The organism is Aeromicrobium sp. (genome assembly GCF_036675695.1).
Classification (GTDB): Bacteria; Actinomycetota; Actinomycetes; order Propionibacteriales; family Nocardioidaceae; genus Aeromicrobium.
This window is the reverse complement of record NZ_JAKFEL010000050.1, coordinates 1-12025: the sequence shown is the minus strand read 5'-3', so window position 1 is coordinate 12025 and position 12025 is coordinate 1. Positions and strand designations below refer to the sequence as shown.

Genomic DNA, 12025 nt, shown 5'->3' with positions numbered 1-12025 from the left:
GCATGACTTCGTCGAGGCGAAGATCATTCCGGTTGCCCAGGAGCTGGAGCAAGCCGACGAATACCCGACCGAGATCATCGAAGGGCTCAAGGAGCTCGGCGTCTTCGGGCTGACCATCCCCGAAGAGTTCGGCGGACTCGGCGAGTCCTTGCTGACCTACGCCCTCGTGGTCGAAGAGATCGCTCGCGGCTGGATGAGTGTCTCCGGTGTCATCAATACCCATTTCATCGTTGCCTATCTGCTTGAGCAGCACGGGACGGACGAGCAGAAGCAGAAGTACCTCCCCGGGATGGCTACCGGAGACGTACGCGGTGCGTTCTCGATGTCAGAGCCGGGCCTCGGTTCAGATGTCGCTGCGGTCACCACCAAAGCGACCAAGGTCGACGACGGGTCCTACTCGATCACCGGGCAGAAGATGTGGCTGACAAACGGTGCCACCTCGACGCTGGTCGCCACCCTGGTCAAGACCGACGAGGGTTCGGACTCGCCCTACAAGAACATGACGACCTTCCTGATCGAGAAGGAACCGGGATTCGGCGAGACGGCGCAGGGCGTCACGATCCCCGGGAAGCTCGCCAAGATGGGTTACAAGGGCGTCGAGACGACGGAAATGATTCTGGAGAACCACAAGATCTCGGCTGACCAGATCCTCGGCGGTGCCCCGGGCAAGGGCTTCTTCCAGATGATGGACGGTGTGGAAGTTGGCCGGGTCAACGTGGCGGCTCGGGCCTGTGGGTTGCAGATCCGTGCATTCGAGCTTGGAATCGCGTACTCGCAGCAGCGTGAGACATTCGGCAAGCCGATAGCCGAGCACCAAGCTGTGCTGTTCCGACTGGCCGAGATGGGCACCAAGGTCGAGGTGTCACACAACATGATGGTGCGTGCGGCACGTCTCAAGGACACGGGCGAACGCATGGACGTCGAAGCAGGAATGGCCAAGATGGTTGCTTCGGAGTACGCCAGCGAAGTTGTCGAAGCGTCGTTCCGAATCCACGGCGGTTATGGCTACTCCAAGGAGTACGAGATTGAGCGGATCTATCGCGAAGTCGCGTTCATGTTGATCGGCGAAGGCACCTCGGACATCCAGAAGATGATCATTGGTCGTAGCCTCCTCAAGGACTACAAGCTCTAACCAACCCGAAAGCAGACCCGGCATGCCTGAGATCTTCTCGCTCGAATATCCGCAGTCGCTCGGTATCTACGACAACTACGTCGATGCACAAAAGGCCGTGGACTATCTGTCGGACAACGAGTTCCCGGTGCAGAACTGTCTGATCGTGGGCACCGAGCTGCGTCAGGTCGAACGCGTCACAGGCCGCCTGACCTGGAGCCGTGTCCTGCTTGCGGGCGCCGCGTCGGGTGCGTGGTTGGGCCTGCTGATCGGCGTGCTGCTCAGCATCTTCACCGACAGCAAGTCATTCGCGGCAACCGTCCTCTTCGGCTTGAGCTTCGGGGTCATCTTCGGACTCGTGTCTGGCGCGATGGGCTACGCCGCAACGCGCGGCCAGCGCGATTTCAGCTCGGTGCAGAAGGTCGTTGCCACCAAGTACGAAGTTCTCGTCGAACACAAGCACCTCGCGACGGGCCAGGAGCTCCTGGCCAAGATGCCCGGCCAGAAGGTTGATCTCTAAACGTGAGCAAGACAAACCCAGGCAACTTCTTCGAGGACTTCACGATCGGGCAGGTGCTCCGCCACGCGACCCCCCGCACCGTGACTGAAGGTGATCGTGCGCTCTATGGTGCGGTCTACCCGACCCGGTTCGCGGTTCCGTCGTCAGCGGCATTCGCCGCGTCGGTTGGGCTGAGCCCGGCGCCGGTCGAGGACCTCATCGCGTTCCACATCGCGTTCGGCAAGACGGTCCCCGACATCTCGCTCAACGCGATCGCCAACCTTGGCTATGCCGAGTGCCGATTCCATCAGCCGGTCGTCCCCGGCGACACGATCTCGACGCAGTCCGAGGTCATCGGCCTCAAGCAGAACTCCAACGGCAAGAGCGGCGTGGTCTACGTACGTTCAACGGCCACCAACCAGCGCGACGAGGTTGTTCTCGACTGGGCGCGCTGGGTCATGGTGCACAAGCGTGATCACGATGCGCCCGCTCCGGAGACCGTAGTGCCCGACCTTGCTGACGCGGTGGCGGCCGCTGACCTGCTGGTTCCTGCTGGACTCGACTTCACCTCATATGACGACGTTGCCGCGGGTGAGCCGCACCGTTTCGACGACTACGAAGTCGGCGAGAAGATCGACCACGTCGATGGCGTCACGATCACCGATCCCGAGCACATGCTGGCGACGCGTCTCTGGCAGAACACAGCCAAGGTGCACTTCAACACCGAGGCTCGGCCCGACGGCACGCGTCTCGTCTACGGCGGCCACGTCATCTCGCTGGCTCGTGCGCTGTCGTTCAACGGCCTTGCCAACGCCCAGCTCATCGCCGCGATCAATGCCGGCGCGCACACGGCGCCTGCTCTTGCCGGTGACACGGTCTACGCGTGGTCCGAGGTGCTCGACAAGGCCGAAACCGGCGCACCGGGGGTTGGCGCGCTCAGGCTGAGGCTGGTCGCCACCAAGGGCCGCGACGAGTCGATGACCCTGCGCGGCGACGCGTCCGCTGATAGAGGGCAGAAGTACGCACCGGGCGTCCTCCTCGATCTGGACTACTGGGCGCTTGTCCCACGCTGACGCTGCTGTCGAGGATCAGCTGTGGCTCGTACGCCACGGCGAGACCGAGTGGAGCGCCAACGGTCGGCACACGTCGACGACTGATTTGCCGCTGACCGCCGCAGGCGAGGCGGCGGCGCTCCAGCTGGTTGATGCGCTGAGCGGTGTCGAATTCGAGCAGGTGCTGACGAGCCCGCGGCGGCGCGCCGTACGTACGGCCGAGCTTGCGGGCTTCCCAGATGCGGAAGTCGACGAGGATCTCGTCGAGTGGGCGTACGGCGACTACGAGGGCCTCACGACGGTCGAGATCCGCGAAACGGTGCCCGGGTGGACGATCTGGACCCATCCCAGTCCGGGCGGCGAAACCGGTGAGCAGGTCTCGGAACGCCTCGACCGCGTAATCGCCAAGGCGCGCGCCGTTGAGGGCAAGACGCTGGTGTTTGCGCATGGTCACTCGCTCCGGGCGCTCGCCGTACGATGGCTCGGCCTCGACATCGCAGAAGGTCAACGCTTCGTTCTGGACACCTCGACCGTGTCGGTCTTGGGCGTCGATCGAGGCACTCAGGTCGTGCGCAGCTGGAACACGCTGCCGTAGGCTGCCTTCGCGGGCGCGCTCGGGCGCCGCTGTTTTCGGGGGAAGTACATGATCAAGCGAACGACCGTTGCCGTCCTGGCGCTCATCCTGCTTGCCGGGTGCGGCGGATCCGAAGAACCGGAGAAGAAGGCGGCCCCGCCGCCGCCCAAGGTCTACGCGGCGGCTCAGCTCAAGGCTGCGCTCCCCAAGGCCAGCGACGTGCTGCAGGGCAAGGACGAGACGGGGAAATGCCCAGGCGACGAGTCCTGCGTCGAACCCACGGACGGGGTCGAGTTCAGCCGGAGCTTTGCGCTGAAGCTGCCCTTCACTGGCGCAGAAGCAGAGAAAGCCGCCCATGACGGCATTGCTGACTATCTCAACTTCACCGTCACCCAGAATGCGACGATCACAGCCGCGACAACCGCTCTCGCCTCGGATCGCAAGGAGCAGTCCGCCTACGACGGACCGTTCGACAAGAAAGCCGTCAAGACCGGGAAGGGCTTCACGTTCGGGCTGAGGGGGACCGGCGTGCTGGCTGACACTACCGTCGCGAAGTGGCCCGGATATGAGCTCGCGCGAGACATCACCCTCACCAATCTCGACGGTCGTGAGGAGGAAACGATTCGTGACTACGCGGTGCGGGTTCGCCGAGGTGCCGTCACGATTCACGTACAGATCGGCTCTGGGCAGGGCGAGCGAACCCTCAAGGAGTGCGAGGAAATCGCCCGGACAGCCATCAAGGACCCCCTCGCTCGTCTTGGCTGATCGAGGAAAGCCTCGCTCGATAGTCTGAGTGCTGTGACCATCGATCTGCATACCCACTCCAACAAGTCCGATGGCACGGATTCGCCGAAAGAGTTGATCCAGAACGCAGCCGCGGCTGGGCTTGAGATCGTGGCGCTCACTGACCACGACTCGACCGAGGGGTGGGCTGAAGCCGCAGGTGCCGCGAAGCGCGCTGATGTGCGTCTCATCAGGGGCATCGAGATCTCGACGAAGCTCGACGGCAAGAGCATCCATCTGCTTGGGTACGAGTTCGATCCCAAGAACAAGCCGCTGCTCACCGAGCTCGGCAAGGTCCTCGACGGACGCAACTCGCGCCTGCCCGCGACCCTCGAACGGTTGCGCGGGTTGGGCATCAACATCGATGCCAAGGATGTTCGTCGGCATTCCGTCAACGCGGCCGCAATGGGTCGTCCGCACGTCGCCGACGCATTGGTCGAACTCGGTGTCGTGGCCAACCGCGACGAGGCATTCGCGCACTATCTGACTCCCGGCAAGCCCGCGTACGTCGATCGCTACGCCGCCGATCTCGTCACCGCGATCCAGCTGGTGAAGGCTGCTGGCGGTCGTACCGTGCTGGCTCATCCTTGGTCGCGGGGGAGCAAGCGGATCCTGTCCAAGTCCCGCATCGCTTCGCTCAAGGAGATCGGCCTCGACGGCCTCGAGGTCGACCACAACGACCATGGCGAGGAAGATCGAGCGCACCTGGCTCAGATCGCCCGCGAGCTAGACCTCGTGCGTACGGGTTCCAGCGACTATCACGGCACCGGCAAGGTCGGCTTCGACCTCGGCTGCAACACGACTGCCTACGACCAGTTCCGCCGCCTCTTCGGCTGAGTCCCATCACACATTGAGCAACTGCTCAACTTTGCTGTACTCTCCCAATTGAGCGACTGCTCAAATATCGAAGGAGAGGCGATGAAGGCTATGTTTCGTGCAATCGACGGTCTACCGACACTGGCGCGGCTGACGGTGTCCGGCCTTCTCTGGGGCATGCTCTGCGGTCTCGGAGCTGCGATGCTCATGGTCTTCCTGTTCGTGGGGTCAGACCTGGAAGGCGGCTTCGACCTTTCGGAAGCGCTGTCGGTCCTCGTCTTCGGTCTGATCGTGTGGCTGACGTTCGGCCTCATCTACGGCGGCGCCATTGGCGGCACGCTGGGACTGGCCACTGGTCTGGTCGCAGGCCTGGTGCTCACCCTGATGCTTCGCCTGGTCCGCCCAACGGCAGCAGCGGTGATAACCGTGGTCCTTGTGCTTGCCGTGCAGATTGCGGTGGGCCTGGCGGTGGATGACACCGGCGGCATGTGGTGGATCCTGCCGGCGTTCGCGGTCTATCCAATGACACAGGCCTGCCTTGGCGCTGCAAAGGACTGGGCTGACCCGACGGTGCACGAGCATCGCCGCGATACGTTGGCTGCGTGACCGAGGACGTGCGTACGAAGGAGACTCGGCGCCGGTTGATTGACGCGACGATCGAGACGATTCGTACGCGTGGAATCGCGTCGGTCTCAGCTCGAACCATCGCGGCGACCGGCAAGGTCAACCAGGCGCTGATCTTCTATCACTTCGGAAGCGTGCAGGCCCTTCTCGGCGAAGCATCGCTGGTGACCACGGCCGAGAGGGTGGCGAAGTACGACGAGCAGTTCGACTCGGTGACCAGCTTCGCTGGGCTGATCGAGGTCGCGACCAGACTGCACGCCGAAGAGCACGCGGCGGGAAACGTCAATGTCCTGGCGCAGGTGCTCGCGGGTTCGCCAGCCAACCCCGAGCTGGCAAAGGCCACGGGTCAGGCACTGCAGATGTGGACCGATCGCGTCGAGCAAGTTCTTCAGCGTCTGCTGAAGGACTCGCCTATCGGCGAGGCACTTGACGCCAAGACCCTTGCGAACCTGGTGTCGGCGACGTTCATCGGGCTCGAGCTCGTCGGTCCTACGAAGCCAGGCAGCCCGGATGCGGATCTCGCAGGACTCGAACGCTTGGGTGTGCTCGCGGAGCTGATCGACGATCTCGGACCGATCGCCCGCCGAGCCGTACGGGCCAAGCTCCGCAAGGCCTAGGCGGACGGTCCGAACTGCTCGACCCGCACCATGCTCTCGCCGATGCCGGCGTCGGCGAGGATGCGGCCTGCGAAGCTGACGAACCCAACGGACCCGCAGACGTAGGCGCGCTTGGCACCGTATGCGAGCGCTTTGACCTCATCGGGATAGATGTGCGCCGCCACGCGATCGTGGTGGTTCTCCCTGGTCAAGGCGATGAGCGCCCCGTACGCCTCGAGCTCGTCCGCATACGGAAGGCGCTCCCGTGTCTGAGCCGAGGTGATCACCCTGAGCCGTGGGTCGATGCCCGTGCGCTTGGCGTATCGCATCATCGAGACGAACGGTACGACGCCAGAACCTCCGCCAATGCAGATCGACGGCTCGTCATCGTTCCAGACGAACCAGCGACCGATCGGCCCGCGCAGCTCGAACTCGTCGCCGACCTCGGCAACCTCGTGCAGGAACGGCGACACCTCACCACGAGGCAGGACCTCAACCATGATCTCGACGAGCGGATCATCGGGGTCAGAGGCAATCGAGTAGGACCGCTGGGCGGTGTAGTCGTCAGGTGCGCGCAGCCGAACGACGTAGTGCTGCCCTGGCCGGTGCGGCGTGCGGTCGGCAACCTCGAGTCGAATCCTGACGAACTGGTCATTGGGTCGATCGATCTCGCGCACGATGCCTGTGGTCCAGGATCGTCCGACCGGAACCGGGAGCTCGCTCATGCATCACCCTGGTAGCGCTGCTCGAGCCACGGGTCGCCGCGATCGTGGTAGCCGTTGCGTTCCCAGAATCCCGGCTCATCGTGGTCAAGGAAGTCGATGCGGGTGATCCACTTGGTCGACTTCCAGAAGTACAGGTGAGGCACCAGCATGCGTACGGGTCCACCGTGCTCAGGTGCGAGCGGCTGGCCGTCGAATTCCCAGACGATCCAGGACTTGCCGCCGAGCACATCGTCGAGCGGCAGGTTGGTCGTGTATCCGGTCGTCGCCGTCGCGACGACGTGGGTGGCTTCGCTCTTCGGGCGAGCGACCTCGAGGAGAGTGTCGAGGCTGACGCCGCCGAAGTTTGTGTCGAACTTCGACCATGTCGTCACACAGTGGATATCGCCGTTGTACGAGGAGGCTGGGAGGGCGCGAAGCTCTTCCCAGGACCAGCTCGTCGGATGCTCGACGAGTCCACCGATCGCGAGCTCCCACGTGGCGAGATCTATGCGCGGCATCAGCTCGGCTGTCAGAACAGGCCAACTGGTGCCGGTGTCGTATTGGCCCGGCGGTAGACGCTCGTCGGCGCCCTTCCTCATCCGACCGGTGAATCCACGGGTCACGCCCATCAGCTGTGCTCCTCTAGCTGTGCTTGTTCAAGAAGGGTAGCCAGGCGTCGACGAGGCCTTGGGGGTTTTCGACGCCGGGGGAGTGCACGCTGTCGCCGATGACGTGGACGGTCGTGCCGAGCCGTTCGGCCATCGACGCTTGTACGTCGTGTGGCCACGCGTCATCGTCCTGACCGCGGCCGACCCAGATCGGCAGGCCGAGTGCTTCGACCCGGTCGATGATGTCGGGTGCGTCGAGCAGGAGCTGGGTGATCGCCTTGAGCGACGGCACGGAGTTGCTGGTAAATCGCTTGGCGAGGAAGCGGGTGATCTGGGCGGGACGGCGTACGCCTTGCTCGCGCAACTCATGGATCTGCAGCAACGGGACCTTGCCCAAGGCCTGCACCATCATCCGCAGCGGCCGATGCGGGCTTTCGCCGAGAGCACCAGGTCCCGTGCCGAGCAGGCTCAGCGATCGCCACGTCGTCGGGCTGTCGACGGCAGCCTGCTGAGCGACGAGCCCACCGAACGAATGGCCCAGGAGATGCGTCGGTGCAGGTGAAGAGGCCTTTGCGACGGCGATGGCATCACGCGCGAAGCCGGCGAGCGAGAAGTCGTCGTCGGGCCGGGCGGCTGTCTCGTACTGGCCGCGCTGGTCATACGTGGTGACGTCGAACCCCGCGCCAGCCAGGAGCGGGAGAACCTGGGTGAAGTCTTCTTTGCTGCCGGTCCAGCCAGGTACCAGGAGGACGTGGGCGCGCGGGTTCTCGATGCGGGCCACGTGCGCGGCGAAGTCGGTGCCGTCGGCGTGGATCGCGACGGCTTCCACGCCAGCAGGGATTTCCAGCGTCTTGGGAATGCTCATGCTCTAGCGGCCACGCTTGGCGGCCCGGGTGACGAGCCCCTTGGGCAGGTAGCGAGCCAGCACGCTGAGCACCTTGTATCGGACCGACGGGATCGACACCGACTTGCCCTTTTCGAGGTCCTTGAGCGAAGTCTTGACGACCTTGTCTGCCTTGAGCCACATCCACTTGGGCACGCCAGAGACGTCCATCTGGCCGCGCTGATGAAACTCGGTCCGCACGAAGCCGGGACACAGCGCCATGACCGAGATGTTGACGTCGGCATAGTGCACGTTGGCCCACTCGGAGATGTTGAGCAGCCACGCCTTGTGGGCCGAATAGACGCCTCGCGGCGTGTATGCGGCGACGCTCGAGACGTTGATGATCTGTCCGCCGCGGCGACCTGCCATGACCTTGATCGCGGCGTCCATCAAATGCATCGGCGCGCGTACGAGGAGGTCTAGCTGGTTGTCCTCGTCAGCGATTGCCGTGGTGCCGAACCACCCTGCGAGGGACGATCCGGCGTTGTTGACCAGCAAGTCGATCGGATTGGTCGTGTCCGTAACGGCGTTGACGGTGCGGGCAAGGCCATCTTCGGTCGCGAGGTCAGCGGTGATGACGTCGACATCGATGCGGTGCTTGGCGCTGAGCTGCGCGGCGATCGCCTCGAGTCGCTCGGTGTTGCGGGCCACCAACACGAGGTCATATCCGCGCCTCGCGAGCTCCCGGGCGTACGCGTTGCCGATACCTGCGGTGGGCCCAGTGATCAGCGCGCGACGTGTCATGCCGTTAAGCATGCCAAACCCCCACGGTGAGCCGCCGTCTGGTCACGAGTCGCGGTGACACAATGTGGACCGTGACGACAACGATTGCGGTGGCCAACCAGAAGGGTGGCGTCGCCAAGACGACGACAGTGGCGTCGCTGGGGACCGCACTCGGTGAGCTCAAGCAGCGAGTCCTGCTGGTCGATCTCGACCCGCAAGGCAGTCTCACGTTCTCGGTTGGCATCGACCCCGAGGATCTCGACGTCACGGTCGCGGACGTCCTGCTGGGCACCTCGCTCGCCGAGGACGCGATTGTCATCACCGACGATGGACTGCATCTGCTTCCGTCGAACCTCTCCCTGGGCGGCGCCGAGGAGCAGCTCGTGGGACGTACGGGTCGCGAGCAACGGCTCCGGGTGGCGCTCGACAAGGTCGCGGGCGACTACGACTGGATCCTGCTCGACTGCCCGCCCGCTCTCGGTGTTCTCACGGTCGGCGCGCTGTCGGCAGCCGACTCGGTGCTCATACCGATCCAGGCCGAGACCCTGGCGCATCGAGGCGTGGGCCAACTGCTCGACACGATCCACGACGTGCGCCAGTTCATCAATTCCAAGCTGACCGTGATGGGCGTGCTCCCAACGATGTATGACGGCCGTACGACGCACGCGCAGAACGTCGTACGCGCCATCGGCGAGACGTATGAGCTACCGGTCATCACGCCGCCGATTCCGCGGACGATCCGGTTCGCTGAGGCTCCTGCGTACGGTCGATCGATCCTCGACACGGCGACGACCCACAAGGGCGCCGACGCCTATCGCCAGGTCGCTGCGTCGATGCTTGCTGCGCAGGGCTGAACCGAGCCCGGCCAGACGGCCCCCGCGATAAGATTGGGGCCATGTCCAAGCACCGCGCTCAGCACCGCGCACCCCGTCGTAGGGGTCGTATCGCTGCCGTCGTGCTCGCGCTTGGACTGACTGCCGGGGCCGGAAGCGCCGCAGCCATGGGCGTGATTCCGCAGCTGCAGAAACCTGAGCCCGCGTCAGCGTCGAATGCTCTTGCACCTGCTGCGCTCGAGACGGCAGCTCTAGAAGAGCTCAAGATCCCAGAACCCAAGGTGACGCCTGAGGCCCAGACGGTTGAGGCTGTCCCGGACGCAGCGGCGCTCCCTCCAAACTCGGGCACCGGTCTCCGGATCGTCTTCGACCAGAGCGATCAGCGCGTGTGGCTGGTCGAGAGCGATGGATCGGTCGAGCGTACGTACCTTGTGTCGGGCAGCAAGTTCAACAACCTGCAGCCCGGTTCGTACCGGGTGCAGTCGAAGTCGCGCACCGCCACAGCTTTCGACGGCAGCGGCACGATGGAGTACTTCGTACGGTTCACGACCGGGTTCAGCGAGCCGATCGGCTTCCACTCGGTGCCGCGTTACAACAACGGCGAGTTGGAACAGACCAAGGAGCAGCTCGGTACGCCTCTGTCAGCTGGCTGCATTCGCCAGTGGATGCCCGACGCGATCGCCTTGTGGGACTTCGCCCCCATCGGCACCCGCGTCGTCGTAACCGCGTGAACTAGTCCTGTTTGGAAACGGGTGCGCCACCGCGTGAACGGTTGCGGTTGCGCTTGCGAGGAGTGCGCGGAGCGCCGTCGCCCGAACCAGTCGATGCAGATGCGGTTGCGGCCTGCTTCTGGTCGCCGCCACCACGCTGACCGCCGCCACCACGCTGACCTCCGCCGCTGCGCTGGCCTCCGCCACCACTGCGACCACGACCACCGCGGTCGTCGTCCTTCTTGGGCTCACGGGGCGACGCAGCCTTGAGGCGACCCTTCACTCCACGGTCGATGCCGAGGTCGTGGAACAGGTGATCTGACGTCGAGTAGGTCTCCTGCGGCTCATCGAACGGCAGCTTCAGTTCGGTGTTGATGAGCTTCCAGCGCACCAGGTCAGCCCAGTCGACGAAGGTCACGGCGATACCGGACGCGCCAGCGCGTCCGGTGCGGCCGATGCGGTGGACGTAGGTCTTGTGATCCTCGGGGCAGTTGTAGTTGATGACGTGCGTGATGCCAGCGACGTCGATGCCTCGAGCGGCAACGTCAGTTGCGACCAAGATGTTGATCGTGCCCTCGCGGAAGCGGATGAGCGCCTTCTCGCGAGCGGGCTGCGCCATGTCGCCGTGCAGCGGCGATGCGGGGAAGCCGCGGTCGACGAGCTCATCGGCGACGCGCTGCGCCGTGCGCTTGGTGCGGGTGAAGATCAGCACCTTGCCGACGTCATCAGCCTGCAGGATACGACCGACGATCTCGGCCTTGTCCATCTCGTGGGCCTGCCAGACGAACTGCGCTGTCGCTGGCACCATCTGGTTGTCGTCGCCGGACTCGGCGCGGATGTTCATGGGGTGGCGCATGTGCTTGCGCGCCAGGCCAACGATTGCACCCGGCATGGTCGCCGAGAACAGCATCGTCTGACGGGTCTCGGGTGTCTTGGCGAGGAGCGACTCGACGTCAGGCAGGAAGCCGAGGTCGAGCATCTCGTCGGCCTCGTCGAGGACGAGCGACTTCACGTGCGACAGGTCGAGGGCGCCACGGTTTGCAAGGTCGAGCAGTCGGCCCGGCGTACCGATGACGATGTCGACGCCAGCCTTGAGTGCATCGAGCTGGGTCTCGTAGGGGACGCCGCCGTAGATCGTGAGGTTGCGGGTGCCGCGGAGCTTGGACGCAATCGTGATGTCGCTGGCGACCTGGATCGCGAGCTCGCGGGTGGGGGCGACAATGAGGGCCTGTGGCTTGCCGGCGACGACCTGGTCGTAATCAGGGTCGTGCGGCGCAACCGTGCGCTGGATGAGGGGGATGCTGAACGCCAGCGTCTTGCCGGTGCCGGTGCGCGCCTGGCCGATCAGGTCGGTGCCCATCAGTGCGACCGAAAGGGTCATCTCCTGGATGGGGAAAGCTTCTTCGATGCCGACCTCTTTGAGAGCGTCGGCGATCTCGGGCATGACGCCCAGATCTCTAAACGTAGTGATTGTCTTCTCGAATTCTTCGGATGCATGAGATTCTCAGA

At 64.3% G+C, this 12025-nt stretch carries 15 protein-coding genes; 10 read left to right on the top strand and 5 right to left on the bottom strand.

Going from position 1 to position 12025, the window contains the following annotated elements; translation table 11 throughout:
- The 8 genes from V6M39_RS02995 to V6M39_RS02960 all read left to right on the top strand — a co-directional run.
- Nucleotides 1–1132: acyl-CoA dehydrogenase family protein (locus tag V6M39_RS02995; RefSeq protein WP_332642185.1), on the top strand; the 1132-nt coding region annotated here is incomplete at its 5' end.
- Between the two features lie 22 nt (nt 1133–1154).
- On the top strand, nt 1155–1631 hold the full coding sequence (locus V6M39_RS02990) for a general stress protein (RefSeq protein ID WP_332642183.1): 477 nt from the start codon (nt 1155–1157) through the stop codon (nt 1629–1631).
- A 2-nt stretch (nt 1632–1633) separates the two neighbouring features.
- A complete protein-coding gene (locus V6M39_RS02985; protein ID WP_332642182.1) occupies nt 1634–2683 on the top strand; it encodes a MaoC family dehydratase in 1050 nt (349 codons plus the stop codon).
- Complete coding sequence (locus V6M39_RS02980) at nt 2670–3257, top strand: histidine phosphatase family protein (protein ID WP_332642181.1); 588 nt, start codon at nt 2670–2672, stop codon at nt 3255–3257. Before V6M39_RS02985 ends, V6M39_RS02980 begins: the two co-directional genes overlap by 14 nt.
- 48 nt (nt 3258–3305) lie before the next feature.
- Nucleotides 3306–4001 carry a hypothetical protein gene (locus V6M39_RS02975; RefSeq protein WP_332642180.1) on the top strand — a complete coding sequence of 232 codons (696 nt, stop codon included), beginning with the start codon at nt 3306–3308 and terminating at the stop codon, nt 3999–4001.
- A gap of 33 nt (nt 4002–4034) precedes the next feature.
- Complete coding sequence (locus V6M39_RS02970) at nt 4035–4856, top strand: PHP domain-containing protein (protein ID WP_332642179.1); 822 nt, start codon at nt 4035–4037, stop codon at nt 4854–4856.
- Between the two features lie 81 nt (nt 4857–4937).
- On the top strand, nt 4938–5441 hold the full coding sequence (locus V6M39_RS02965; RefSeq protein ID WP_332642178.1) for a hypothetical protein: 504 nt from the start codon (nt 4938–4940) through the stop codon (nt 5439–5441).
- Nucleotides 5438–6076: a TetR/AcrR family transcriptional regulator gene (locus V6M39_RS02960; RefSeq protein WP_332642177.1), complete on the top strand. Its 639-nt coding sequence runs from the start codon at nt 5438–5440 to the stop codon at nt 6074–6076. The genes V6M39_RS02965 and V6M39_RS02960 overlap by 4 nt, the downstream gene beginning before the upstream one ends.
- On the opposite strand, the gene V6M39_RS02955 is transcribed toward V6M39_RS02960, so the two are convergent.
- Genes V6M39_RS02955 through V6M39_RS02940 form a run of 4 tightly spaced genes read right to left on the bottom strand, consistent with a single transcriptional unit; the run spans nt 6073 to nt 8994 of the window.
- Nucleotides 6073–6780: an FAD-binding oxidoreductase gene (locus V6M39_RS02955; RefSeq protein ID WP_332642176.1), complete on the bottom strand. Its 708-nt coding sequence runs from the start codon at nt 6778–6780 to the stop codon at nt 6073–6075. The genes V6M39_RS02960 and V6M39_RS02955 overlap by 4 nt on opposite strands.
- Nucleotides 6777–7388 (bottom strand): sulfite oxidase-like oxidoreductase, encoded by a 612-nt coding sequence (locus V6M39_RS02950; protein ID WP_332642175.1) that lies wholly within the window; start codon nt 7386–7388, stop codon nt 6777–6779. The genes V6M39_RS02955 and V6M39_RS02950 overlap by 4 nt, the downstream gene beginning before the upstream one ends.
- Nucleotides 7389–7401: 13 nt before the next feature.
- Nucleotides 7402–8232 (bottom strand): alpha/beta fold hydrolase, encoded by an 831-nt coding sequence (locus tag V6M39_RS02945; RefSeq protein WP_332642174.1) that lies wholly within the window; start codon nt 8230–8232, stop codon nt 7402–7404.
- A 3-nt stretch (nt 8233–8235) separates the two neighbouring features.
- The gene (locus tag V6M39_RS02940) at nt 8236–8994 is read right to left on the bottom strand and encodes an SDR family NAD(P)-dependent oxidoreductase (RefSeq protein ID WP_332642173.1); all 759 of its coding nucleotides are present in this window, start codon (nt 8992–8994) and stop codon (nt 8236–8238) included.
- Nucleotides 8995–9056: 62 nt separating this feature from the next.
- Here V6M39_RS02940 and V6M39_RS02935 point away from each other — a divergent pair, with 62 nt between their 5' ends.
- The gene (locus V6M39_RS02935; protein WP_332642172.1) at nt 9057–9827 is read left to right on the top strand and encodes a ParA family protein; all 771 of its coding nucleotides are present in this window, start codon (nt 9057–9059) and stop codon (nt 9825–9827) included.
- A 41-nt stretch (nt 9828–9868) separates the two neighbouring features.
- Entirely contained in the window at nt 9869–10537 is a 669-nt protein-coding gene (locus V6M39_RS02930) for a L,D-transpeptidase (RefSeq protein WP_332642171.1), read from the top strand.
- Between the two features lies 1 nt (nt 10538).
- Here the strand turns inward: V6M39_RS02930 and V6M39_RS02925 are convergent, their stop codons facing one another.
- Nucleotides 10539–11960 (bottom strand): DEAD/DEAH box helicase, encoded by a 1422-nt coding sequence (locus tag V6M39_RS02925; protein ID WP_332642170.1) that lies wholly within the window; start codon nt 11958–11960, stop codon nt 10539–10541.
- Nucleotides 11961–12025 lie beyond the last annotated feature (65 nt).